The sequence below is a fragment of the Rhizobium sp. NLR10b genome, assembly GCF_019685435.1.
Classification (GTDB): Bacteria; Pseudomonadota; Alphaproteobacteria; order Rhizobiales; family Rhizobiaceae; genus Rhizobium.
The window spans coordinates 18,410-42,485 of sequence record NZ_JABDWV010000021.1 but is presented as its reverse complement, the minus strand read 5'-3'; the positions used below and the strand labels follow the sequence as shown (position 1 = coordinate 42,485).

At 56.9% G+C, this 24,076-nt stretch carries 22 protein-coding genes; 5 read left to right on the top strand and 17 right to left on the bottom strand.

Annotation, left to right across the window (positions count from 1 at the left end):
- Nucleotides 1-145: 145 nt before the first annotated feature.
- Nucleotides 146-853: an Ig-like domain-containing protein gene (locus HJB91_RS27445; protein ID WP_210630225.1), complete on the bottom strand. Its 708-nt coding sequence runs from the start codon at nucleotides 851-853 to the stop codon at nucleotides 146-148.
- 690 nt (nucleotides 854-1,543) lie between these two features.
- On the opposite strand from HJB91_RS27445, the gene HJB91_RS27440 reads away from it, so the two are divergent.
- The 4 genes from HJB91_RS27440 to HJB91_RS27425 all read left to right on the top strand — a co-directional run bounded on the left by HJB91_RS27440 (nucleotide 1,544) and on the right by HJB91_RS27425 (nucleotide 7,598).
- Nucleotides 1,544-3,118, top strand: a complete 1,575-nt coding sequence (locus HJB91_RS27440) for a right-handed parallel beta-helix repeat-containing protein (protein WP_221156472.1) — start codon at nucleotides 1,544-1,546, stop codon at nucleotides 3,116-3,118.
- Nucleotides 3,119-3,604: 486 nt separating this feature from the next.
- Nucleotides 3,605-5,368, top strand: coding sequence for a type I secretion system permease/ATPase (locus tag HJB91_RS27435; protein ID WP_221146899.1), 1,764 nt, complete (start codon nucleotides 3,605-3,607; stop codon nucleotides 5,366-5,368).
- 15 nt (nucleotides 5,369-5,383) lie between these two features.
- A complete protein-coding gene (locus HJB91_RS27430) occupies nucleotides 5,384-6,691 on the top strand; it encodes an HlyD family type I secretion periplasmic adaptor subunit (RefSeq protein WP_210630230.1) in 1,308 nt (435 codons plus the stop codon).
- Nucleotides 6,692-6,902: 211 nt separating this feature from the next.
- The gene (locus HJB91_RS27425; RefSeq protein WP_210630232.1) at nucleotides 6,903-7,598 is read left to right on the top strand and encodes an SGNH/GDSL hydrolase family protein; all 696 of its coding nucleotides are present in this window, start codon (nucleotides 6,903-6,905) and stop codon (nucleotides 7,596-7,598) included.
- A gap of 40 nt (nucleotides 7,599-7,638) precedes the next feature.
- On the opposite strand, the gene HJB91_RS27420 is transcribed toward HJB91_RS27425, so the two are convergent.
- The 16 genes from HJB91_RS27420 to HJB91_RS27345 form a co-directional block, all read right to left on the bottom strand.
- Nucleotides 7,639-8,115 carry a glycosyltransferase gene (locus HJB91_RS27420; RefSeq protein ID WP_221146900.1) on the bottom strand — a complete coding sequence of 159 codons (477 nt, stop codon included), beginning with the start codon at nucleotides 8,113-8,115 and terminating at the stop codon, nucleotides 7,639-7,641.
- Nucleotides 8,112-8,570, bottom strand: coding sequence for a glucuronosyltransferase (locus HJB91_RS27415; protein WP_221146901.1), 459 nt, complete (start codon nucleotides 8,568-8,570; stop codon nucleotides 8,112-8,114). The genes HJB91_RS27420 and HJB91_RS27415 overlap by 4 nt, the downstream gene beginning before the upstream one ends.
- 154 nt (nucleotides 8,571-8,724) lie before the next feature.
- On the bottom strand, nucleotides 8,725-9,765 hold the full coding sequence (locus HJB91_RS27410; protein ID WP_221146902.1) for an acyltransferase family protein: 1,041 nt from the start codon (nucleotides 9,763-9,765) through the stop codon (nucleotides 8,725-8,727).
- Nucleotides 9,766-9,768: 3 nt separating this feature from the next.
- Nucleotides 9,769-11,163, bottom strand: coding sequence for an O-antigen ligase family protein (locus HJB91_RS27405; RefSeq protein WP_221146996.1), 1,395 nt, complete (start codon nucleotides 11,161-11,163; stop codon nucleotides 9,769-9,771).
- A 24-nt stretch (nucleotides 11,164-11,187) separates the two neighbouring features.
- Nucleotides 11,188-12,171, bottom strand: coding sequence for a glycosyltransferase family A protein (locus HJB91_RS27400; protein ID WP_221156470.1), 984 nt, complete (start codon nucleotides 12,169-12,171; stop codon nucleotides 11,188-11,190).
- A complete protein-coding gene (locus HJB91_RS27395; RefSeq protein WP_221146904.1) occupies nucleotides 12,168-13,052 on the bottom strand; it encodes a glycosyltransferase family 2 protein in 885 nt (294 codons plus the stop codon). The genes HJB91_RS27400 and HJB91_RS27395 overlap by 4 nt, the downstream gene beginning before the upstream one ends.
- Nucleotides 13,049-14,032: a glycosyltransferase family 2 protein gene (locus tag HJB91_RS27390; RefSeq protein ID WP_221146997.1), complete on the bottom strand. Its 984-nt coding sequence runs from the start codon at nucleotides 14,030-14,032 to the stop codon at nucleotides 13,049-13,051. The genes HJB91_RS27395 and HJB91_RS27390 overlap by 4 nt, the downstream gene beginning before the upstream one ends.
- An 82-nt stretch (nucleotides 14,033-14,114) precedes the next feature.
- On the bottom strand, nucleotides 14,115-15,083 hold the full coding sequence (locus tag HJB91_RS27385) for a glycosyltransferase (protein WP_221156468.1): 969 nt from the start codon (nucleotides 15,081-15,083) through the stop codon (nucleotides 14,115-14,117).
- Between the two features lie 172 nt (nucleotides 15,084-15,255).
- Nucleotides 15,256-16,200 carry a glycosyltransferase family 2 protein gene (locus HJB91_RS27380; protein ID WP_221146906.1) on the bottom strand — a complete coding sequence of 315 codons (945 nt, stop codon included), beginning with the start codon at nucleotides 16,198-16,200 and terminating at the stop codon, nucleotides 15,256-15,258.
- Between the two features lie 81 nt (nucleotides 16,201-16,281).
- The gene (locus HJB91_RS27375; RefSeq protein ID WP_221156466.1) at nucleotides 16,282-17,103 is read right to left on the bottom strand and encodes a glycosyltransferase family 2 protein; all 822 of its coding nucleotides are present in this window, start codon (nucleotides 17,101-17,103) and stop codon (nucleotides 16,282-16,284) included.
- Nucleotides 17,104-17,114: 11 nt separating this feature from the next.
- Nucleotides 17,115-18,146, bottom strand: a complete 1,032-nt coding sequence (locus tag HJB91_RS27370) for a polysaccharide pyruvyl transferase family protein (protein WP_210630251.1) — start codon at nucleotides 18,144-18,146, stop codon at nucleotides 17,115-17,117.
- A 31-nt stretch (nucleotides 18,147-18,177) separates the two neighbouring features.
- On the bottom strand, nucleotides 18,178-19,680 hold the full coding sequence (locus HJB91_RS27365) for a lipopolysaccharide biosynthesis protein (protein WP_221146907.1): 1,503 nt from the start codon (nucleotides 19,678-19,680) through the stop codon (nucleotides 18,178-18,180).
- A gap of 130 nt (nucleotides 19,681-19,810) precedes the next feature.
- Nucleotides 19,811-20,725: an exopolysaccharide glucosyl ketal-pyruvate-transferase gene (pssM, locus tag HJB91_RS27360; RefSeq protein ID WP_221156464.1), complete on the bottom strand. Its 915-nt coding sequence runs from the start codon at nucleotides 20,723-20,725 to the stop codon at nucleotides 19,811-19,813.
- Nucleotides 20,722-21,228 (bottom strand): DapH/DapD/GlmU-related protein, encoded by a 507-nt coding sequence (locus HJB91_RS27355; protein WP_064804382.1) that lies wholly within the window; start codon nucleotides 21,226-21,228, stop codon nucleotides 20,722-20,724. The genes pssM and HJB91_RS27355 overlap by 4 nt, the downstream gene beginning before the upstream one ends.
- On the bottom strand, nucleotides 21,228-22,379 hold the full coding sequence (locus HJB91_RS27350) for a glycosyltransferase (protein ID WP_210630255.1): 1,152 nt from the start codon (nucleotides 22,377-22,379) through the stop codon (nucleotides 21,228-21,230). Before HJB91_RS27350 ends, HJB91_RS27355 begins: the two co-directional genes overlap by 1 nt.
- Nucleotides 22,380-22,410: 31 nt before the next feature.
- On the bottom strand, nucleotides 22,411-23,484 hold the full coding sequence (locus HJB91_RS27345; protein ID WP_221156462.1) for an endo-1,4-beta-xylanase: 1,074 nt from the start codon (nucleotides 23,482-23,484) through the stop codon (nucleotides 22,411-22,413).
- Between the two features lie 162 nt (nucleotides 23,485-23,646).
- Here HJB91_RS27345 and HJB91_RS27340 point away from each other — a divergent pair, with 162 nt between their 5' ends.
- Nucleotides 23,647-24,060, top strand: coding sequence for a hypothetical protein (locus tag HJB91_RS27340; protein ID WP_221156460.1), 414 nt, complete (start codon nucleotides 23,647-23,649; stop codon nucleotides 24,058-24,060).
- Nucleotides 24,061-24,076 lie beyond the last annotated feature (16 nt).

Here is a 24,076-nt window from a genome sequence, read left to right as displayed (position 1 = left end):
CCTGAAGAGCGTAGCAAGCTTAAGCTGCCTAAACCCGCATCTGAGATGAAACATTGTCAGAGCGGACAAAGCAGGTCTTGATACAACATCAACAACGTCCGCCGCGTAAGCGGCGGGCGCTGCATCATCGATGGTTTATCGATGATCAGACGGTTGCGCCGGAGACGACGTCCGTGCCCGTGATGTTGAGCGTTAGAATGCCGACATCCGTATGGCCTTCACCGTCGGAGATCTTGTAGTACTGGATTGTTTCGGTGATATGGTCGCCTGGAGCGATATCCGAAGCTAGGTCATAGGTAAACGAGCCGTCCGCCTTGACATGGAAGGTCCCATAGGTGCCGGCAATGTTCGTTGTTGCGGTCGGGTCGCCGTTTACGCTGGTGTTGGCGAACTGACGCAGGAAAAGATGGCCATTGTCGCCAGGAATGTCGTTGGTCAGCAGATTGCCGGCGATAGCGTCGCCCTCGTTGAAGCTGAGATGGTCGTCAACAGCAATCGGCTTTACCTGGGTGACACCCTGGATATTCAGCGTGAATAGGCCGAAATCGGTATGGCCGGCGCCATCGGAGATCTTGTAGGAAACCCGTTCGTGGAGCGTCTCACCGGCGGTGAAGCCGACCTTTGCAGCGTCACTCAATACGTAAGTATAGCTTCCGTCCGGCTTGACGTAGAACGTTCCGTAGTCGCCTGCGATTGCGGTAATCTGATTGTTGCCCTGCTTGGCACCAACGCTCTGGTGGTCGAAGGCGCGAAGGAAAAGGTTGCCATCGGATGTGTCGTTGCTGAGCAGGTTCCCGGAAATGACGTCGGTTTCCAGAAATGTTGCAGTATCGTCGGTTGCGTGAATAGCCATCTGTGTCTCTCCTTGAAATTGCTCTTCGCCGGTCACTTTTGACTTCGGCAAGCCGGATGATTAAGAGTATCTTAATACATGGAGTCAAGCGTGTAGTTAACAACAGACAAGCACTTCAGAGTGTATTGATCTGCAAGTATACGCGCGCAATGTGCATAAGTCGATGAAAGTCCTAAATATTATAGTTTTAACAATTAGTGATCGCCTGTGCCGTTGCAGCCTCGCTGTATGGTTCTTTCGCGATTAGAAAATCGTTGTTCCATGACAAATGTAGTAATCTTGTCCGACAGTGTATCACCCCGTAGGGCTATTGTGTAATCGCGACGGATTATTAAGCGGAGTTGCAAAGTCGCAGGGCCCTCTCCCCTCGGTTGGTAAGTATATCGCCGAAAATAAACCCTTCCGTTTACCGCATATAGGTTCAGTTTGGGAACGTTGTGCTGCGCTGGAGCGGGTATATGCCGGCTTCAGCTTGCTGCGGATCACAGTGCGGTAGTGTGCTGCACCGAGGTAGAATGGGCGTCGGGGGGCTCTGCAACCTTACCGTGATGCAATACTTTGAGTACACTAGAATAATCATGCTTGGAATGTAAGAATATTCCGAGATATCGCGCATTTTAGTGTTTCATTTTAGCAGCCGGTGAGATGTCCGCAGTTAGAAGGTCTTCCATAACCTCGGGAGATCGCAGCATGACCGTCTATTACGTGAATTCAGTGACGGGATCCGACTATAACAGCGGAACCGGTGAGAGTTCAGCCTTTGCGACGTTGTCTGCCGTGGAAGCCTTGAAGCTGAATCCCGGCGACAGCGTGTTACTCGCTGCCGGAAGCGTCTTCAACGAACAGTTCGATCTGAAATATTCCGGGACTGTCAGCGCTCCGATCACCATCGGCAGCTATGGCATCGGTAATGCGCCGGTCATTCACAGCAGCAATGACGGGATCCACGGTTCCAAGGCCTCGAACATCATCATCGAGAATATCAAGATTGCCGATACCGGCGCCAACGCGATCTATGCCGGCAGTGTTTCGAACTGGACCGTGCGCAATGTCGAGGTTTCGAATACCGGCCTGTCCGGTAAACCTGGTTCGGTCAGCTTCCAGAGCAGCCAGAATATCACCATCGAGAACAGTACGCTGACCGGCGTGCATTCCGACGGGATCTGGATGGACAAGGTCAACGGCGTCACCCTCATCAACAATACCGTCACCAACAGTCTGGGCAGCGCCGCAGATGCGATCCAGCTCAACGACAGCAGCAATATATTGATCGCTGACAACCACCTTGATCAGACGGCTACCAACAGCGCGAAGGGTGTCCTGGTGCTGATCCGGGCGACCAATGCTGTGGTCGAGGGCAACACTCTGGTCGGCGGCGGCTTTGGGGTGAGCGCGCAGGCGGGAACGAATATCGCCATCCACGACAATGAGATCTCGGGATATGGCGGCTATAGTTGGTCGTACGGTATTGGTCTCGGCGATCAGGGGGATGCGAAGAACTACGACATCAGCGGAAACTACCTGCATGACGGCGTCTATGGCGTCTTGGTCAGCGCCGTCGGCAACCCGAGCTACATCCGCGAGAACATCGCTGTCCACGACAACGTCTTCGACGAACTGTCCTCGTCGGCTTTGAAAGTGGACAAACCGGCATCGGGCTCGTTCTACGACAATATCATCGACAGCGATGTATCGACGCTCACGATGCCGGCGACAATCGCCGCCCAGAATACGTTCTCCATCGGAGAGAACAAGACTCTCGAGCAGGCGCAGGCAGAACTAGACAGCGCCACAGGCAGCGCGAGCGGCAACACCTCGCCGGCTGTCGCCGAGCCGGTGGTGATGCCCCCGCCGACCACCACAACAGCTGCTCCCACCACAGATGCAGTCGTCATTCCCAAAATTGTCGCAGTGCATGACACCTTGAAGATTTCAGCCGATACCGGCGGCGGTTATCATGGCAATCTGCTGGAGAACGACAGCGCGAGCAACGGAATCGTATTGCTTCGCCGCTTCGGCGATAGCGCAGTTGACAAGCATGGCCTGACGCTGGCGGGAAAATACGGGGTTATTCATGTTGAGAGTGATGGCGACTACACCTACACGGTCGACGCCGCGAAAATCGCTGGTTTGGCCGGAAAAGTGAGCGAGACCTTCCAATACAAAATCTCCGATGGCGCTTCCCATATCGATACCGACAGCTTGAGCGTCTCCATTAACATCGACGCATTCCACGGCACTCATGTCTCGCAAATGCTGGCTTGATGCAGATCCCGAAGCGCTTCCCCGAGCGGCGGAAGTGCTTCAACCTTCAAGTCCGTCGAATGCTGTCGCTATCGGCCGACGCTGAAGTCTCGCGATGATTTCGAAACGATTTTCCGCCGGCTCCCCGAAATTATTAACTAAAGATTGCATTTATAGTTAATTCCCCAGTAAACATCGGACCTAAGCGCGCCACATGTTTGCCGCTTTGAGCCGTTATTCGGCGGCTTGTGATTATCACTTGCTTCGGCCGGTATAATTATCATAGCGTTAAAGTTAGGGCCCCTGAAATTGTTCGTGATAAATTTGTATTTTCGGTCATTCTTCAGTGGGACTCATGGGCTAGGTTATAGGCCTGCAAGCGGGGGTCGGCATCGGTGCCGGGCCACCGAAGGCAGCCATGTCAATGATTGGGCTTGATAGGCCCGCAACTGCAGTGTGCATCCGCGTATTGACCGGATGCGCCATGCGGTAGGAGAGGATTGCTTGGTGTTTCAAAGTTCGACAGCTGACGTCAATGAACCGTCCAAAGCCTTGCGGAAATGCAAAGGAGGGCTGATCTTCATCGGCATAGCAAGCGCGCTTATCAACATCCTCTACCTCACAAGTTCATTTTTTATGCTTGAGGTGTATGATCGCGTCATTCCCAGCAAAAGCATCCCGACGCTGGCCGCCTTGGCAATACTTGCGTTAACTCTTTACGCTTTTCAAGGCGCATTCGAAGTTCTTAGGAGCAGAATGCTCGTTCGCGTTGCCGGTGCGCTTGACGAGATGGTCAATGGGCGGGTGTTTCGGGCGTTGATCAAAGCGCCGCTGAAGGTCAAGATCGGCGGAGACGGGCTTCAGCCCCTGCGGGATTTCGATCAGATAAGAACCTTCCTGTCCGGCATGGGCCCGACGGCAATGTTCGATCTGCCCTGGCTTCCTTTCTATCTCGTTATCTGTTTCCTGTTCCATCCGGCAATTGGATATATCGCGATCGGCGGATCGCTCGTTCTCGCCATTCTGACGTTCCTGACCAACCAGGGCACGCGCACGCTCTCCAAGCGGCAATCGGAAGCCGCCAACATGCGCAACGGATTTGCGCAGAGCTCGATCCGCAATTCCGAGGTCATTCATGCCATGGGCATGGCAGGCACCATGGCCGAGATCTGGGACCGCAAGAACGGCGAATACCGGAACATCACCCGGCAGGCATCGGATGTCGGCAACGGATATGCGACGCTGTCGAAGATTTTCCGCATCGCCCTGCAATCGGGAACGCTGGCAACAGGCGCGATCCTGGTCATTCAGGGTCAAGCCTCTTCGGGTATTATCATCGCCGGTTCCATCCTGACGTCCCGCGCTCTGGCGCCTGTGGAGGCGGCGATCGGAAATTGGCGCGGTTTCGTTTCCGCCCAGCAGAGCTGGGCGCGGCTTGCGAACCTGCTGAAGACAATTCCGGAGATCCAAGCCCCTCTCGCGCTGGCTGCACCTTCCAAGCAGGTCACGGTTGAAGGTGTCGCCAGCGGACCGCCGGCCGGCCAGCGGCTGGTCATTTCCGATATCAGCTTCGGCCTGAAAGCCGGGAGCGCTCTCGGGGTCATCGGCTACAGCGCCTCTGGCAAATCGTCGCTGGCGCGGGCGATGATGGGCATCTGGCCGACGGTCAGGGGATCCATTCGTCTGGATGGCGCGGCGCTTGACCAGTGGGACGGCGACGCACTCGGCCGGCATATCGGTTATCTTCCGCAGGATGTCGAGCTCTTCTCCGGCACCGTCGCGCAGAATATCTGCCGCTTCGCTAAAGAGATGTCGCCGGAAGCGGTGGTTACCGCGGCGAGGGCGGCGCGCGTTCACGACCTCATTCTGCGTCTGCCGAACGGTTACGAGACCGAAATCGGCGAAGGCGGTGCTGCGCTTTCTGCGGGCCAGAGACAGCGTATCGCGCTTGCGAGAGCGCTCTACGGCGAACCATTCCTCGTCGTGCTCGATGAACCGAATTCCAATCTCGATGAGGAAGGCGAGCGGGCGCTGAGTGCTGCGATCATGAGCGTGCGTGCACGTGGCGGCATCGTCGTTGTCATCGCGCATCGCTCCGGCGTTCTGGCAGTGTGCGACTTCGTGCTGATGATGCAGGAGGGCAGGATGATCGCATTCGGTCCTAAGGAAGAAGTTCTGGCGCGGGTCAGCCGGACCGAGGCAGCACGAACCCCGATTGCCGAGCGCGTGGCTCAGCTTAAGGTCGTGGTCGACGGCAATGCGGCGGAATAGGCCGGAAGGAAGATCGTGAGCAAAGTTATTAGTGAATCCAAACGCTCCCTCAATCGCCATGTGGCGGTTGTCGGCGCGCTCTCCATTGCGTTGGTTTGCGGCATTGGCGGTTGGGCGGCGACGACGGAACTTTCCAGCGCCGTCATCGGCGAAGGCGTCGTTGTCGTCGACGGCGACGTCAAGAAGATCCAGCATCTGACGGGCGGCATCGTCTCGGAACTTCTGGTCTCCGAAAACGAGCATGTGTCGGCCGGACAGGTTTTGATACGGCTTGATGGAACGGCGACAAGAGCACAGCTGTCGATTGTCGAGAGCACGCTTGCTCAGCTTTATGCGCGCCGCGCCCGCCTGAAGGCGGAGCGGATTGGCGCCGAGTCGTTCGAAGTCGAAGAAAACCTCAGCGATCTGACATCCAGCACCGCGGCGCAGCAGCTGCTCGACGGCGAGCGAAAGTTGTTCGACAGCCGCAGATCGGCGCTGACCGGAATGAAGAGCCAGCTGGCGTCGCGCAAGGATCAACTGGGCGAGCAGATCAAGGGCTTGGTCGTTCAGATTAACGCCACAAGCGATTCCCTCGGCTTAATCGAACAGGAGCTCGAAGCCGTCGATGTTCTCTACAAGAAGGGTCTGGTCACGCTTCAGCGTTTGAATACGCTCAAGCGCGCCCGCGCCGATCTCCAGGGTAACAGCGGTCAGGAAATCGCTGCAAAGGCAGAGGCCGAGGGCAAGGCGATCGAAATCGACCGACAGTCGATTCAGCTGGATGAGGATCGCCGTTCGGAGATCGCAAAGGACCTGACCGATGTCGAAGCTCAGATCGCCGAAAATGAGGAGCGCCGCGGCACTGCGCTCGATCAACTCCGCCGTCTCGACATCACCGCGCCGCTCAGCGGCCGCGTTCACGAATTGTCGGTGCACACCGTCAATGGCGTTATCGAAGCCGGTCAGACGCTGGGGCTCGTCGTTCCCGAAAATGACGATCTTACCGTCCAGGCGAAGGTCGCCACCCGCGATATCGACCAGGTCCATGTCGGCCAATCCGTCGATGTGCGTTTCAGCGCTTTTGATCAGCGCACGACGCCCGATGTGCAGGCGGTGATCACCTCAATTGCGCCTGATATCGTCAAGGATGAGCGGACGGGGATCAGCTACTATCCACTGCGCGTCAAGCCGGAGGCTCAAAGTATCGCGAAGCTGAAATCGATAAAGCTCTATCCCGGCATGCCGGCCGAAGTCTTTATCAAGATCGGCGACCGGACCGTCATCTCTTATCTCACAAAACCTCTGACCGATCAGATGCAGCACGTATTTCGTGAGGAGTGATTGGCGCTCCTCGGCGTCGTTGCGGCATGTCGAGGCAGCTGCTATCCCGGTTGGATGCGAGGCTGATTTGCGCACTGAAGCGGACGTGACAATCTGTCCTTCATGATATTGTCTCAAGCCTGCTGCAAGGTCGGCTCCAAGGGCCTGCCAGCCGTTCCACAAGGTTCTCCTGCCGGGCGACGTATAGCTCTCGCCGAGATATGGTTCTGTCATGATATGTTTGCGGCTTTGGCGAGCGGCGCCGACCGAGAGGCGACTGGCATCGGTTCTGGTTCTGCTTTTAGCGTGCCTCGTAATGGTTTTGATGACTGGAAAGAGTGATGCCGAGAACCTTCCGCCGCTGAAAATTGTGGCTTTCGGAACATCGCTGACAGCGCGCGGGGGATGGCAGCCCGGCCTCCAGACAAGGCTTTCTGCCTGCCTGCAGAGATCCGTGAGAGTGGAGAGCGTCGCAAAGAGCGGCGAGACGTCGACATGGGCTTTGACCCAGCTGGATCGGGTCGTTGCCGAGCAGCCGGATATTATTCTGATCGAGCTCTACGCCAATGACGCGACATTGCATCGGTTCGTGTCCCTGGCACAAAGCCGAAGGAATATTGCCGACATCCTCGATCAGCTTCGTCAACGCCTGCCGCGGGCGCGGATCATCCTCATGGCGATGAATCCATTTTCGGGACTGCGGGGGCTGATCCGTCCTTTTGCCGGTAGCTATATCTCGGCTCATCAGGCGGAAGCACGGAAACGGGGCCTGGAGTTTATCGACTATCGGCCCGATTGGGAGCGTCTGACCCCTGACGATCTGGCCGCTGCAATTCCTGACGGCGCCCATCCGCGGCCCGAAGTCGCATCTAAGATCATCGTTCCCCAACTCGCCCGGCACATAGCCGGCCGAGATTGCAGAGAATGAATCTCCTCTGTCTCGAGGGCGTCTGCGCCTGTTGGCGGGTTCAACCTTCCGCGAGATAACCCTTCAAATACTTGACCAGCGACGTCCGGCCGGCATCGGAAACATCTTCATGAGAGGGGCTTTCCAGGTCCTGCAGGAGATAATCCTTGAGTTCGTCATCGCTTTGGGCGACATAGATGCCCGGCCGGCCGACAAGCTGACTGACCGTGGCAAGCTGGTGATCGTTTCGATGCTCACCAAGAGCCGCCTTCCGTGGAACAAGAATGATCGGTTTGCCGAAACGCTTCGCCGTGAGGACCGTGCCGATTCCCGCGTGAGAGACGATGACAGTCGCATCGCGAAAGACCTTATCGAAGTCCGCAGGCTCGATATTCTTGATCCATTTCATGTTCTGTGGAGTATAGGTGCCCTTGCCGATCTGAGCCAGCACCGGTCTGGTCAGATCCTTGGCGAAGGTATCGACGGCCTTGACGAGGCGATCAAACGGCAGCTGCGTTCCGACGGTGACAAGGATCAAAGGACAGCTCCTGCGTAATGGGGGCCATCCGGCCGCGAGAGATGTTGCCATTGCGTGAGCCAGAGCGTTGCAATATGGCCGGCCAATTTTCCCGATAAAGACAGTTTCTCGACATTGGCGACGCTATCGATCCAGATCGTGCGTTTGCCCGTCATCTTGCCGGCAAGCAAGCAAAAGAGTCCAGGCGCCGCACCGGTGGAGATGATGACGTCGGGCCTGTGCTTGATAACGATGGCAAAAGCGCTGAAAAAGCACCGGATTGACATGGTTATTGAGTCACGGCTGCAATCAGGAAGGACCAGTCCGTCGCGAATATCATATTTCGAAAGAAGCCCCGGGATGGTCGTTGCAAAAATTATGTCGCAGCCGTCGAACGCGCCGCGCATGGCCATCAGTTGTTCCCAGTGACCGCCCCCTGATGAAGCAGCGAGAACTTTCAATTTTTTCTCAGCCATAGACAGGCATCTCCTATGTTTGACCGATGACGAGAGGGTAAGTTCGTTCCACTGAAACCGTGGCTGTATCGCGGCAGTTCAATGGAATTCTAACATTATTAACCAGCACGTCGAAGCTCGCGGATTAAGAAAAATCTCAGCTCCGGACAATCTTTTACCTGACATATTTATAAATCGGCCCCGCCATAGGGGCCGCCTGAAGCGCCATCTTGGCGAGAATTGGCAGTAACGTTCCGGAAATCATCAATATAACGACCATAAACGCAAACCACGGACCGTGATACGGCAGGATCTTCACATAAATACCCTTTGCTATGCCAATGAAGATTGTGTTGAACAGATAAATCACCATCGAATTCTGGCCAAACCAGAGAAGAATCTTGTCGTTGTCAAATATCGGCATTCTGACAAGAGCGTGCAGGAACGGAATCGATGCCGCCCCGCACAGAAGAAGCCAATAAGGAAAGCTCCGACCGACATAAAGTGCGGCTGCGAAAACGACCAGCCAGAGAATGATATATTTGGAGAATATCTTCAGAAAGTATTCGGAATATCTGCAGCTCACCATTCCAGCCACGAAAAATACGAAATAACTCAGAATTCGTGCGACATAAAACCTCTCTGAAGCGGGAATGAAGAAGATTGCCAACGAGAAAAGGAAAAGAATACCGATGTGTCGGCCGCTCAGCCGCCACAGGATTGGTGTCAGCACCGAATAGACGAAAAGCACCAGGAGATACCAGATCGAAATTGTCGGGTTGTTCGGGCTGTTCGAAATCACCGCCCATGGCCCCTGCCAAAAGCCGCTGACGCCGTCATCGACATGAATAAACGTCTCGGCGATCTGTTTGCCAAAGACGTTGATCAGGCACATCACGATAAAGGGGATCAGCAGCCGATCAAATCTCTTGGCGAAGAACCGGCCGAAGTTGCGATCAAGAGCATTATGGGCGCCTGTGAACAAGAACACGAAGCCGCTGAGATACATGAAGAAGGGCATGTGGAACGTATAGATCGCGGATTTCGTCGCCTGGTACCACGCCTGCTCGCCCAGCGTGCCTTGCATCACAAGGTGGCCGTAGACGACCAATAGGATGCCGACGCCTTTGCCGCGTTCGATATCCAGCAGTTTTTCGCGTTCAACGCTGACCGCGGCTCTTTTCGCTTCCGGCACGGCCATTGGGGCGCTGGTCATTGCCTATTCTCCTAAAGCGGGTTGTGGATAGCGGAGGCTGCGCCGCCCGGTCGGTCCCTTTAAAAGAGACCGCTGACGTGGCCGGGGGACAACAGGTTCCGTCCTCATCGGTAAGACAGAGACGAGGACCGGCCACAGACCAATCGGCGCGAGCATCATTCCCGCTTCGGTCATCGCGCCGATCATGACGAGAAGGATCAATGCAACTTCTTTGGCCTGAACGGTCTGAAGCTGATGGCTCCGGTAGACGACGGCGATCTTCTTGAAAAGTCGCGTCAACAGGAAGCTGATCCAACAAAGAAAGCCCGGAATACCAATGTTGAGACAAATCTCAAGGTAGGTGTTGTGCAGAGAGTGGACGGTATGGCCGAGACGGACATATTCCTCGACAATATCTGCCTGCCGGAACGTGGCGAAGCCATAGCCGAAGATTGGCCGATCATAAATCAGCGGGATGACCTGTTCCCAGATATCCGACCGTCCCGACAGCGTCAGGTCCTTTCCGAAAGCCTGAGCGACGGCCTGTGCGACGCCGAGATAGGCGATCGAGCCGGCTAAGCCGATGAGGAGGCAAAGGAACAAGACAATGAAAGCACGCGTCATGCTGTGTCGGACATTTTCCATCATCTTCAGCCCGACGATCGTGGCGAGACCGATCGCCACCATAACCACCGCCGTCGACGACAAGGAGACCACGACGAGGAGCAGGGTCAGCATGATGGCGATGCTTTTCAGCAAGCCGCTGTAGCGGAGCCGAGGGGAGGGCAGCCGATGTGAAATCAGCACGATAAAGCAGATCGCACTGAACTGCCCCATTGTATTTTTGTGATAAAACAGTCCCTTCACCGCTCCTGCCAGCGAGCCGCCCATGATCCCGAAACGCGGGAACGCTGCCGTATAAAGGACATTTGCGAAGGCAGAGAAAATGGCAAAGTTGGCGAGCAGGCGTACGGTTTCCTCGTTGCCGTAGCGCAGCCGAAAGAGCAGGGGGCCAAGGGCCAGCAGACCTACGGCCGCCGCACCGCGAACAGAAGCGCCGAAATCCAGCGAGCCGATGAATGAGGCGACGATCGAAAAGATGACGACACAGACGAGGGGCGAAATGCCGCGGAAAAAAGCGAGAAACCGGTTTGGCTCAAGAAGGCCATAAAGGCCGATCAATGGGATCAGCGAATAAAGCATCAGTTTCTGCGGCAGCGGATCGACGGATGCCCCGTCATCGAAATTCGAGGGATAACCGTACCACATGCCGGTTGCCCGCAGCAGGGCGATGTAGAAAATGCCCGTCAGGAGCAGGCGGACGAGCGTCTCTTTTCTGATGCCATGGCGTGACCGCGCACGGACGGCCGGCCGCACGCCAATATCTCCGTCTCGAACATATGTAGGGCCGAAACTCATCCGAGGGCGCTCCTGCAATCAGTATCAGAGGGCGGCATTGGGCTTGTATTCCTGGTATGCATGTCCAAGGATCCCGTTGACCATGCCCGCGCCACGCAGAACATGAGTGAGCGCCCGCATGCCCCAATAGGGTGAAATCAGGATCGTCGGCAGCATGGCCACCCCGAGCATCACTCTCGTGGCGCCGTAGGCCGCGCGATAGAGCCGGCGTTTGAGATTGCCGTGCAGGACCTCGCTGACGGCGAAAGTGTTGCCAAGCCGGTATTGCCGCTGCAACACCCACTTCCAAGTCATGCGGCTGGCGGGAACGATATCATAGACGAGCGCCCTGTCAGCCCAGAAAACCTGCATGCCACGACGAATTGCCTGATTGAAGAAGAGATAATCAGTGCCCCCGGTGAAGCGCATTTTCTCTTCGAAGCGCAGATTCCATGAGCGGATGAGGGGATAATCGAACATCACATTGTTCGAAGCCGCATAGGAAATGCGCTGACCGTCCTTGTTCTTCTTGCGCTCGAAAACTTTTGCTTTGATGAAATATTCCGGCGGATTTTCGGGGTAGACCGGCTGGACCGGACCGTAGACGCAATCGGCGCGGTTTGTCTCCCGGGTCTCCAGCATCGCATCGAGCCAGCCATCGACCGGCCATTCGTCATCGTCAAGAAAGCAGAAGAGGTCGGTGCCGGCAGGGGCAGAATCGAGCGCCCGATTGCGCGCAAAGGGGATGCCCTGGTTCTGTTCGACGACATAGATCAGATCATAGGCGCCCGTTTGGCCGAAAGCCTCGACCGTGGCTCTTGCGCTGCCGGCGGCATCGTTGTCGACGATCACCATCGTCAGATGATAGGGGCGAGCCGGATGCCTGGTCTGGCGTGTCATCACATCGAGCAGCTTGGCAATCCCGTCCAGCCGCCGATAGGTCAGCACGCCGACGGCGATGTTCAACGGCGACACAACTTGCTGATCAGCTCTGGCAGATGAAGGCGGAAAGGTGTCTTGCTGGTTCATGACTGCCCTCTCCGCAGCATATTTCCCAAACGCTTGCGCGCGGCCATCAGGGCCACTTCGTTTACGGCATCATCACCGAAGGGTCCACCCGCCACGGTACTGCGAGCTTCACTCCTCAGCTTGAGGAGCGACGTCGTTTCGGCAATGCCGCCGGCCACCAAGCTCTTGCCGAGCGCATGCAGCCCGTCATAGCGGCGTGCCAGTTCCAATCCTGTCGCAATCATGATGCGCGGGCGCAGCGTTCTTGCCCTGCTCGTGCCCGTATAGCGGTTCGTGGCATGAATACGTTGAAAGGTCAGTGGTGTTTCGACGATGGCCCCGCGTCCCAGATATGCGGCTGCAAACTTGATGTAATTGTCGCTGAGGACGACGTCTTTCGCGACAGACATCGGCAGGATCTGGGACAGCAGGTTGCGGCGGAAGCTCAAGCCGGAGGTCGGCACCGGAAGCGAGGGAAAGCCGCCCCTGCGCAACGTGTCGCGCTTGTCGAACAGCGTCACCTGCAGTTCCGCGGGAGGCTGGTCGCCGTCATTGGTCGTCACACGGTCGAAGCACCAGTCGATCTCGTTGCGGTCATAGACCTCGGCAATGCGCGCGAGTTTTCCGGGCAAAAACGCGTCATCGGCATCGAGAAGAAAAAGGATATCGCCGCTCGCGGCCGCAAAACCGGCATTGAAGCTTGAGGCTTGGCCCCCATTTTCCTTCAAAACGGTCTGGATCCGCTCGCCATAGGAAGCAAGGATCTCTTGGGAATCATCGGTGGAGCCATCGTCGACGACGATCACTTCGAAATCTGGATAGGTCTGCGACAGAACGCTGTCGATGCATGGACGCAAATACTGGCCGTAATTGAAATTGTTGATGAGCACTGATAATTTCACCGCACGACCTCCTGCACCAGTCGACCAGAATGATTTCCCGCCGGTGCGTATCGGCGAAGTCCGGCGCGGTAGCCGCGCATGTAGTAGTACTTCCAGATGGCCCAGAACCGCTTCTTTGATCGCGGCAAAGGATAAAGAAGAGCTGCCCGAACCGCCCAGTTGGCGCTCTCGATCCAAGTTCTTAAGGGCACTCCCGCGATCCTTAAACCCTTGGGAATGTCCTCAGCGAAGAGCGCCGGCATTCCGTAGCCAAGACGCTCCCCACGTTTCTGTACCCAAGCCTCTGTCACACTCGAGGCTGGAATCCAATGATGGACGACGGCCTCGGCGCACCGATATGTTTTCACGCCGTTTCGGGACAGGCGATTGACAATTTCGGTATCCTCTCCCATTGCGAAAAGACCTCCGGGAAGCGGCCCGATGTCTTCGCGGAACCGCACAGTGCTGCCAAGCAGTTCACGACGCACTGTTGTGTTCGGACCCCAAATCTTTGTCGGGTCGCATGGGCCGCTGGATTCCTGGTCGGCTATGGCGAAGGTTGATCCCATGGGAATCCAATCCAACAGCGGGTCTCCATGAGGATAATGCTCCCAATTTGGAAGTATCCGGCCGCCGATAACGCCGTAATCCGGATTCGTCTCTGCGCAGCTCGCAATCGAACGCAACCAATTCGCATCCGCCTCGATGTCGTCGTCCGTAAAAACGATCAATGCTCCTCGAGCTATTGCCAGAGCGGCGTTCATGGCTCCTGATTTTCCTGGCCGGGGATGATTGACGACAACCATTGGAAGCTTCTCCGCATATTGATTGAGAAGCTGCTGCGTCTCGTCTTCACTGTTATTGTTGACGGCAATCAGTTCCCATTGTTCAGCCGGAAGGTTTTGGCCCAGCATCGACTCCAGCATCTGCTGAAGCCGTCTACTAGCGCCGTTGAAGGACGAAAAGATGACACTAATTTTTAAATCAGTCGTCAAACCGATTCGCCTCCCGAAGTGCGAAAATCCTGCTCCTTGCCTTCGCAGCTGGAGCGTTTCCTGTCGGTGCTGTGGCTGAGGGCTGTCATCATTTGGCGCCAACCTGAGAATAGAACGTTTTGTTCGTCGCAGATCGCTGCTTCAGAAATTGGCGCAGGATTCCCTGTCTCACCGACTGCGCCCACAGCAATTTGAAGCGAAGGCCGCTTAGGGGAAACCTTTTGACGACGACATTGGCCGGCGCCATCAGAAGCCATCTCAGGGCGCTGACGACCGGCAGACCGGCGATTTTCGTTTTGCTCTCGAACAGGTCCGGCCGAACGATAACCAGACCCATGCCATAGCGCTCGCCGCGTCGCAAAACCCATCCTTCTTTGACATAGCCCTTTTTTACAATGTGCCGAACCCTGGGATGCCGCGAGTGAAAAGCCTTGGCTCCATTCTTCTCCAACCTCAGAGCGAAGGCAGTATCCTCACCCATCGGGAACTGAGCGACAGTGGCATCCGGACCGAGACCGTCGTGTACGATATAGCCGGGCCCCAAAACGGAACGGCGGAAGGCCGAATTCGGCCCCGATATTAACGCCGCTGAAATCGGGCCCTCGGGAAGATCGTCATTGAGAGCATAAAGAACTCCCAGGTGCCCATACTTAATCAACCATGGCGCAGGTTTTTCCTCCCATTCGGGCGTGATCAAACCTCCGAATATGGCAAACTGCGGTTGCTCATCTGCCAAGGTCAGAAACTGCTCGATCCAATCCGGCGCGGGAATGACGTCGTCATCGGTTAAGATGACGAGTTCTCCCTCCAGATGGCGGAAGCCCAAAGTCAATGCATGCTGCTTGCCTTGTTTCGGCTCAAAATAAACTTCCAGCGGAAGCCGCTCCTTATAGGAATTCAGGACTGCTGCGGTGTTGTCGCTGCTGTTGTTATCGACAGCAACGATTTTCCATTCTTCTTTCGGCAGGGTGGAGGCGCAGAGTGCCTCAAGCATCGCTGGTAGAGTCTTCTCTCCGTTGTAGGTCGAGAAAAGTATTGTAACCTTGACTTTGCTCATTTGCTGCTCCAGACCCTCATTTCCGTCGGATCGCCTGCCAGTACGAATTCGGCTCACGTCTTGCCGATGACTTGGGCCTCCGATAGAACGCTGTCGATGCGTGGACGCAAATACTGCCATAAATGACTGGTAAGCACCGATAGTCTCAAATTACTGCCTCCTGGGCAATCGATCACTGTGCCATTGTCTGAGGCACGTACCGGCGAATACCCGCGCGATAGCCACGCATGTAGTAATATTTCCAAATCGCCCAGAAACGCTTCTTTGAGCGCGGCAGGAGATAGAGGAGGGCAGCACGGAAAGCCCACTGTGCGCTTTCGATCCAGGTCGGCAATGGAACGCCGCTTATCCTCACGCCTTCCGGCACCTCATCAGGAAAGAGTGCCGGCATGCCGTAGCCAAGCCGCTCGCCGCGTTTCTGCACCCAATCCTCGGTCACGCTCGATGCCGGGATCCAGTGGTGAACCACGGCTTCGGCGCAACGATAGGATTTGGCTCCGCCCGCGGCCAGGCGGATGATGATTTCAGCGTCTTCACCCATTGCGAACATCTTTCCCGGAAGAGGGCCGATATCTTCTCGATAGCGTACGCTTGTCCCCAGCAGCTCTCGCCGAACGATTGTGTTCGGGCCCCAAACCTTTGTCGGATCGCACGGTCCGCTTTGCGTTTCATCGACGATCGCGAACGTCGATCCCATGGGAATCCAGTCGATAAAGCGGTCCTTCGGCTCCTCCTCCCAATCTGGAACGATTCTGCCGCCGAAGACGCCATAGCTCGGATGGGCTGCGGCACAGTCGACGATCGCTTTCAGCCAATTTGGTTCGGCGCGGATGTCGTCGTCGGTAAGGACAACGAGATCCCCCTTCACCCGATCCAAGGCCAGATTCAGCGCGCTGGACTTTCCCGGCTTGCGCTGCTGCAGGATGGTGATCGGAAGCTTCTCGCTATACGATTTCAGAAGGTCGAACGTATCGTCCTTGCTATTATTGTCGACAGCGATCAATTCCCATCGATCATGGGGAAGCTCCTGGCTCACCAATGAATCCAGAGTATGGCGCAGCCGGCGGCTGGCGCCATTATAGGATGAAAAGAGCACGCTGACGAAAAGATCCGACATCAGTTACCAACCCTTTTGGTGAAGTCGAAAGAGAAAAGCCTCATGATTTGACTGCCTATGCCTATTGGACGGATCGTTTTGCTATGCGGGATTCGACCGCGTCCCGCCGAAGAATTCGCGCCGATAACCGCCGCCGAGAACCCTCAGCTTGCGAAAATTGCGCAACAACCGTCGCGGCTTCAGAAGTACGCCACGATTGAGAAAATACTGCCGCATCAGGCTCGGCGCGCGGCTGTGCGATCCGCCATGGGCGACCCGGTAGACTGCTCCCCGGAAAGGCAGTTTGGTCAAGGGCGCTCCGCGCTGGGCAAGAATGTCCGCAATGCGGACGTGGCTGCCCAGCATCGACTTGATCCAGTCGAGAGAGGCGTCTTCAAACCGCTGCGGCAGTTCATACAGATCGCCGCGAATGATCAGCGAGGTGCCGCAGAGATGGCTGAAGTCGTCATGTCCGAGCAGAAAATTGCCGCCGTCGTCCCAGATGTAACCGTGGTCGATCGTCCATCCGTTGGCATCCCGGTTTTCCGATACATATTGCACGATCCGGGAGCTGACGAAATCGTCGTCATCGACAATCATGAAAAAGCGGCTGTCGGCCGCGGCCAGCATGCCGCTCAGAACGCGCCGGCCTTTGTCGGCGCGGAAGGCATCGAGGAAGTCTTCCTTGCTGCCCTTTCCGAGTTCGTGCATGTCGTTCGGCGGAAACGTCACACGAACGGCGGAAAATTTCTCCGGCAGATCAGGCAGGTCGGCGCCTTCGTTGGCTACGATGATGCCGCGCCAATCTCCATTGGTCTGATTGGAAATGGAGGCCACGGTCTGGCTGAGATTTGCCTTCAGCTTGCTCCAATCGCGCGCGTTGTCCTGATGTCGGACCGGGATGATGAAGGTGACAAGTGGCATCGAATTCCCCCTTAAGCCCGCAGGCCCACAGCTTCTTTCTCCGCGACGCGTCCGTTGGCAGCCTGCTGACGCGCCCACTCGATTCCGTCTTCGAGCGATGTCGCTTTGTAGGAAAGGTCGGTACCGCCGGAGAAAGCATTCATGAAGCGGCGGATCTTTCCATAGCTGTTGTCCAGCACCGCATGCGGACGGCCGAGCAGCAGCGAGCAGATATGGACGTGCAAGCGATCGGTCACGATCGCGCGGGCGCGCGAAATCTGACTGATGCCACGCTCGAAGCGGTTATGAGCCGCAGCGTCCAGCCTGCGCAAGGCAACTTCGCTCGGCTTCAATGCGAGATAAGCCGAGGCTACGCCCAACTTCTTGGCGATGTCCACCTTCCGCTTCGATTCTGTAATCCAGTCTTCCACAGGAATATCGGAAGGAATCTTGCGATCACCGCCGCCGACGCGTTCCGCATCCTCGCGCAACATGGCGAGGACGGGAATCTGCGTCGCCCTTTCCGGCAGCGGGCCGATGGCAAAGGCCATGTCCGGGCACAGCCGCACGGTGCAGTCGAAGTGCTTCTCGGAAAACTCCTTCGATTCTTCGTCGCGCACCAGCAGTACGAAATTCTTGTGGCGTCCGATGGCCTTTTTGGACTGCTCGATGCGCTCGGGCGAGCTGTAGTGGATCGACTGCGGGAACTGGATGATCTGCCGATCCGGGAAGCGTTCCATGATCATTTCACGGAAGTCCTGGTGGGCGACCCAGATATCGCCGAAATTGCCGCCGCCGTGAATGAAGATCGGGCCGGTCGGCACACGCCGTTTCAGCTCGTCGGCGGAGAAGTCGTGAAGCCTGGAGACATAGTCCGGGCGCTTTCCGAAGCGATCCCTGAGATAGGCCATCTCTCCCAGCCAGATCGCCGAGTCGCCGCAATTGCGGATGTCGGGAAAGTCGAGAATCGCAAGCGGTTCATCGCGCGAGACATAGTCCTTCAGGCAATCATGGATCATGCCGTTGAGTTTTGCGATCAGCTCCGATCTGGATTGGCTGGTCATTCTGCCTCTCTTGTTGATGTTCGTTTTAACTTCAGGCCGATTTGGGTACGGCAATACGTTTTGCTTTTGACAGGAACTTGACAGCGATACGCTGAACTTCAGTTTCCGGGCCGTTGGGCCTTTTCATCGCAACCCAGAGAACAAAGCTCGACCCGGCGTAGATGATGCCGCCCGTGATGACGAGCAATGCGAGATAGAGCGCCAAGTGCAGCTTGTCTGTAGGCATGCTCAGAATGTGCGACAATCCCCAGACGCCGGCGGCCATCAAGGCGACGCTGGCAAGCGCGCGGAAATTGGCTGCGAGCTGCTGGAAGAACGGCAGATTGATCAAGCGCTTGACGAGAAGCATGTTGACCACGGTGGAAATCAGGCCGGTCAACACGCGGGCATAAACGACGCCCGGAAGCCCGGCCATCATGAGGCCGGCGATGATGATGGGAATGCGGACCACCAGCATCTGCGTGTCGCGGATGAACAGCATCTTCGTATGGCCCTTCGCCATGCCGAGCGGCTGGACGAGCGAGCCGAGTGTCTGCAGGGCAAACACCGATGCGAGCGCCTGGACGATGAAGATGGCGGGAATCCACTTCTCTCCCAAGGCAAGCCGCATCATTGGCTCGGCCACCACGGCCATGCCGATGCCCGCCGGAAGCGCCACGGCGGCCAGCAGCGCCTGGGCGCGCTGATAGGCTGCGACCAGCCGGACCGGATCGTTGCGGACCTTGGAGAAGCCTGGGTAGATCGTCTGGTTCAACGGCGCCGTGGCCTCGCGCGTCGGCAGCGTCGAAAGGGTGTTGCCGACCGTGTAGTGGCCGAGCTGCGTGGCGCCGAGCAGCTTTCCGATCAGCAGATATTCGATCCGCCAGTTCAGCGTGTTGACGATCTGTCCGGCCGTGAGCCACACCGAGAACGAAAACAATTCGCGTGCATGCCGAAAGGTGATGCGCGGCCAGAACGGCAGGACGGTATAGGAAACGATGATATTGGTCACCTGATAGGCGAGGGTGCCGATCACGAGAGCCCAGTAACTCTGATAGATGGCCGCAATCGCCACCGTCACGATGAAGCCGACCAGCTTTTGCGAGACGTTGAGGACGAATTCCTGCCAGAAGATCAGATCGCGCTGGAGCATGACACGGCGCGGATTGGCAAGACCGCTCAAGAGCAGGCTGAAACTCAAGGCGAGCATGACGCTCGTCAGCCGCGGCTCGTTGTAAAACTCGGCGATCGGATAGGATGCGGCGGCAAACAGCAGCGCCAATATCGCGCTTCTCGTCACGCTCAGGGTCCAGACCGCGCTGAAGTGCGTTTCGCTGGGCGACTCGTGGCGGATAAGCGCCTGATTGAGCGAGAGTTCGGTGACCGAACTCAGAATGACCTGGATCGTCGTTGCAATGGCGACGAGACCGAAATCAGCCGGCACCAGATACCAGGCGAGCACGAAGGTGCTGAGCGCCGAGAGCCCGTTGACGATGGCGCGGGACAAACTCAGCCACATGCTGCCCTGAATCAGCCGGTCGGTAACACTGCTCATGGGCGAACGGCTCCTGAGGTCGATGACGTTGACCATTTCAGCGGGCTGCGGTCCCATCCGGAGTGCTTCTTGCCCTTGCGGGAGCGGTGAATATTGGCGGAATTAGAAAGCTTCATGCCTTATTGCCTCGTCACGGGGTCTGCGACATCAAAGGGCGCTGGTCGTTGGAAAAATCCTGCTTCAGCCGATCCAGCTCGACCAGCATTTTCTCGTGCGCTCTTCCGATAGCCTCGTCGGAGCTGAGCTGTCCGGGCTTCTCAGCCACCCGCTGCAGCGTCTTGACGGTCGAGCCGAACACATAGTTGCCGGTCAGCTGCCGGATGCGGCGGTGACGGAACGTGATGTTCTTCAACAGATATGTGTTCTTCCGCACCAAAGATGCGCCTGCCTCGACGAGGTTGGAAGGGCCGATGGGATCGAAGTCGATCTCCAGATCGAGCGCACTCGCCCAATCATACCACTTGGCGCGATTGCTTGGTGCGATCGGCCGGATCGCCCGCCACGGAACGCGCAGCGCATCCGATATGATGCAGCCATGCATCGCCTCGGAGACGACCTTATGCGATGCGCTGATTTCGGTCAGAACCTTTTCCACCGACCAGCGGGGATCGATGTAATGGATGCCGGCGAGCTCACAGACCTTGTCCCAGCTGCCGTACATGGCGCTTTCGTAGTGCGGCATAAAGGAGACGGGGTAGCGCTTCTCAACGCTCTTTGCATCCCAGCAACTGCGCGTGAGGATGCCCGAATCGCCGATGGCGTAGCTCGGATCGATGCCGAGGGCCTCGGCAGTCTTCTTTCCGCGCACGAAGTAGAAGGTCCAGGTGCCGTCGACCTTCGGCGCGTTGGTGTAGCCGCCATAGCCCGAGCCGAAGACGATCTTCTGTATGTTCGGGTCGAAATTGTCGTAGAGGATCGAACCGATGCCGAGAAAGAGCCGGCTCTCATCGTCATTGAAGAAGCCGGGCAGCAGACGTTCCCAGAGCCAATGGTTCAGTTCGTCGCCGAAATTCTCGTGTTTCCCGCGATAGGCAAACATCTTCATCGTGCTTCTCCAGTCGGCAAGTGCGTCACGATCTGCGTGACCGTTTCGTCCTCGCGGGCCATGCGTCCGTAACGCGAAATGATCTTGATGTCGCTGCGGATTATCTTGGCCGGGTTGCCGGCCACGAGCGAGCGCGGCGGCACGCTCTTGGTCACCACCGAGCCGGAGCCGATGACGCATTCGTCGCCGATCTCGACGCCGGGCAGGATGATGCTGCGGGCGCCGATGAAGCAGCGTTTGCCGATCCTCGTGTGAAGGTAAAGCCCGCGCGTGAGGTCGTGGGTCAGGATGGCGGCTTCAAAGGCGACGTAGGTTTCGGCGCCGATGTGCAGTCCCTTCGGATTGGTCTTGTCGAAGCGCACGCTGAGTGAAAAGCTGGCAGTCGGATCGATGTCCATACCCCAGAATTTCGTGTAATAGAGCCACTTGGCCTTAACGATCCCGTTCCGCAGCGGCCGAAATACGTTCAGTCCCCATTTCGGCTTCTTTCCTGTCTGCACCATCAAGTCCGACCCCGGCTGGAAAATTCGTCTAGAACGGAACTGTAGTAGTCCTCTAGCATCCCCGTTTGACGACATATGTCGAAGCGCTCGGCCACCAGAAGCGGTGCCCGCGCGCTGAAGGCTGTCCACAGGGCCTGATCGTTGAGCAGCCTTCCGACCGCTTCCGCCATGCCCGCGACATCCCGCTCCTCCACGAGATAACCAGTTTTCCCCTCTTCGATCGCTTCGCCCACGCCCCCCGAGCGGAATGCGACGACCGGAGTACCGACGGCTTCGGCTTCCAGATTGGCGAGGCCGAAGGCTTCCGCATGACCATTGTCGAGCGTCACGCTGCCATGAAGATAGAGTTCCGCACTGGCGAGCAGATCCCTTATCTCAGTCTGAGACAGATTTTCATGGATCGTGACGCTTGGCAAGGAACGGCGCGCCAAGGCCTCGATTTCCTCCTTCAATGGTCCCTGTCCGACCATGACGAATTCAACCGGGGTACCGGCGGCCGCCACGCGTGAAAGCGCGTCGATCATGAAGCGGTGGCCCTTATAGTCGACGAAACGGGCGATGGAAACCACCAATCCCTTTTTTCGGGGACGCGGCTCCATTTTGAAGAGATCGAGATCGATGCCGATGTGATGGCGAAAGACGCGGTCGGCGCGGAAGCCGAGCGCCAGCAGCCGCTCTCGGATGAAATCGGAAACGGCTATGTTCCAGCTGTTCCAGCCTGCCATCTCGCTCCGGCCCTTGGCGAAGAAACGCACCTGATTGAAGCCGCCCGGTTTTTTAGGATCGCCGCGATAGGTGGCGTCGAAGCCGTGAAATGTCGTGACCAGTGGCTTGCCGGCGGCCCGCGCCAGGGGACCGATGACATAGCCGTTCTTGCCGAAATGGGCATGGACAAGATCGGCTTGGCTGATCGCGGGAAACAGGAAGGGCAGCCCGATCTGCGGGATTTTCAGAAGCAGCTCACCGGCCCGCGCGACCGGAGACCGGCGGATGTCATGAACCGGGACAGTGGATTTTTTCGTATGGGCGGAAGAGATTCGCGAACCGGCAAGAATTTCAGCTTCGAAGGAGCGAAACGCCACTGCCTGGTTGAGAACAAATGCCTGGCTGGCAGGCAGAAATTTTTCCACGTAAATAACGGCTTTTCTCATGAATCTGTTCGCGTCTCCACTGTCTTGGCGATCACATTGCCTCTATTGCCCGCTTGATGCCGTCAATCGAACTTCTCGGATCGTTGTTTTCGTCGTAAAGATTAACGCGCTTCGTGCATGTCGCGCCGGGTTTGGTGTCCTTCTCGTCAAGCCCGCCATATTTCTCCGACATGCCCCAAACGGTGGCGCCTTTCAAGTCACCACGCTCGGCTGCGATGGTGATCACGTCACCGAAAATCTCGGCATAGGAGACCGGCGTGGAGCTCGTGTCGCGGCTGAGGAAGTGGCAGGACGCATCGAGTTCGGTGATAAAAACCCCGACACCCATACCCTTCAGCGTTGCACAGAATCGGCCCATTCCCTCCGGATCGATCCGATCGAGACCGGGGCGGAAATGCGATTGCAGCCCGACGGCGCCGATCGGCGTCTTTCTGGCGACGAGATCCTCGACAATCTTCAGGATGCGTGCACGCTTCTGTTCGAACACGCCGGATTTTTTCTCCAGGTGCGTCTCGTTGAGAACCAGCACCGCGTCGGGATTGGCCTCGTGTGCCATGTCGAAGCTCATGCGGATATAGTCGTCGCCAAGAAGGCGTCGGAAAATACAGTCCCGCAGATCCGGCGCATCATATTCCAAAGGTTCGTTCACCACATCCCACGCATCGATCGACCGCTTATAGCGAGCGACAATCTGTTTTATATGACGGTTCATCGCCGCCCGAATGGTCTCAGCGTCGGTGATGGCGGACACCCAGTCGGGCGTGCGATACCAGACGAGCGTGTGTCCATAAACCCTCATGTTGTTTTTGCGTGCAAACGCAACGATTTGATCGGCGGGCCCGAAGGAAAAGACGCCTGGCCGCCTTTCCGTTGCATTCCACTTCAGCGCATTTCGCGGCGTTATCGAATTGACGTTGTCGATGTATATCTGAGACGCAATCGGATTGCCGACATCCTCCGGATCGATCGCCGAACCGAATCGAAACGATTTTCTGTCGGCAAGGGCGCGCAGCCCCGCGGACGGCGGCACCTGCGCCAAAGCCTGACCCTCGCGGGCATATAACAGGGCGAGCGGAATGGAGGCGAGGAAACGTCTTCTATTCACTCTTTCTCTCACTGTTGGCTGTGTTTAACGTCTGCGGCGGAATCAACGGGTCAAGCTTGCGGACTGCGATCCATCGACGTCGATCTTAATTAGGATATCGGTACAACTTTCGATGTCTTTTCAGCGATGTGGATAACAACGGTAATTTCCAGATTCTTCTGCATGATCCAAGATATCAAACCGCTGCGGGAGGAAGCTCGCTATGAAAGATGGTTTAATTACCTGATGAACTATTTTTGTATGGCATTTCAAAATGCCGCTTTTTTTATGGCGCCTGTTCGCAGCGGCGTATCCCTTCTTGATGATCGGCAGTTCGCGACGTTTGCTCTCGGGGTAGTCGGCATCATTCTCCTCCTGTTCGGCGCGCTCGTCAGAACCTCGTTGCGATTGCGTCGATCGGCACGCGTCATCCGCTCGCTCAACGACGAACTTGCGCAGGCTACTCAGGACCTCAATGTGGAGCGTCTCTGGCGTCTGGCCGGCGGTGAAGGGGCCGAACGGCCAGGTTCAGTCAGCTTGATGGAGCTTTACAGGATCCTGTCCAGACATCACGGTGATGCAAGTCGCATCGTCTGAAGTGCGCCGCACGCGG

Bases quoted from the DNA above. Each gene is read 5' to 3' on its own strand.
- HJB91_RS27445 (WP_210630225.1), bottom strand. From the start codon at position 853: ATGGCTATTCACGCAACCGACGATACTGCAACATTTCTGGAAACCGAC.
- HJB91_RS27425 (WP_210630232.1), top strand. From the start codon at position 6,903: ATGATATGTTTGCGGCTTTGGCGAGCGGCGCCGACCGAGAGGCGACTG.
- HJB91_RS27365 (WP_221146907.1), bottom strand. From the start codon at position 19,680: ATGAGCAGTGTTACCGACCGGCTGATTCAGGGCAGCATGTGGCTGAGT.
- HJB91_RS27350 (WP_210630255.1), bottom strand. From the start codon at position 22,379: ATGAGAAAAGCCGTTATTTACGTGGAAAAATTTCTGCCTGCCAGCCAG.
- HJB91_RS27410 (WP_221146902.1), bottom strand. From the start codon at position 9,765: ATGACCAGCGCCCCAATGGCCGTGCCGGAAGCGAAAAGAGCCGCGGTC.
- HJB91_RS27340 (WP_221156460.1), top strand. From the start codon at position 23,647: ATGATCCAAGATATCAAACCGCTGCGGGAGGAAGCTCGCTATGAAAGA.
- HJB91_RS27415 (WP_221146901.1), bottom strand. From the start codon at position 8,570: ATGGCTGAGAAAAAATTGAAAGTTCTCGCTGCTTCATCAGGGGGCGGT.
- HJB91_RS27380 (WP_221146906.1), bottom strand. From the start codon at position 16,200: ATGTCGGATCTTTTCGTCAGCGTGCTCTTTTCATCCTATAATGGCGCC.
- HJB91_RS27440 (WP_221156472.1), top strand. From the start codon at position 1,544: ATGACCGTCTATTACGTGAATTCAGTGACGGGATCCGACTATAACAGC.
- HJB91_RS27375 (WP_221156466.1), bottom strand. From the start codon at position 17,103: ATGCCACTTGTCACCTTCATCATCCCGGTCCGACATCAGGACAACGCG.
- HJB91_RS27385 (WP_221156468.1), bottom strand. From the start codon at position 15,083: ATGAGCAAAGTCAAGGTTACAATACTTTTCTCGACCTACAACGGAGAG.
- HJB91_RS27400 (WP_221156470.1), bottom strand. From the start codon at position 12,171: ATGAACCAGCAAGACACCTTTCCGCCTTCATCTGCCAGAGCTGATCAG.
- pssM (WP_221156464.1), bottom strand. From the start codon at position 20,725: ATGAAGATGTTTGCCTATCGCGGGAAACACGAGAATTTCGGCGACGAA.
- HJB91_RS27355 (WP_064804382.1), bottom strand. From the start codon at position 21,228: ATGGTGCAGACAGGAAAGAAGCCGAAATGGGGACTGAACGTATTTCGG.
- HJB91_RS27405 (WP_221146996.1), bottom strand. From the start codon at position 11,163: ATGAGTTTCGGCCCTACATATGTTCGAGACGGAGATATTGGCGTGCGG.
- HJB91_RS27370 (WP_210630251.1), bottom strand. From the start codon at position 18,146: ATGACCAGCCAATCCAGATCGGAGCTGATCGCAAAACTCAACGGCATG.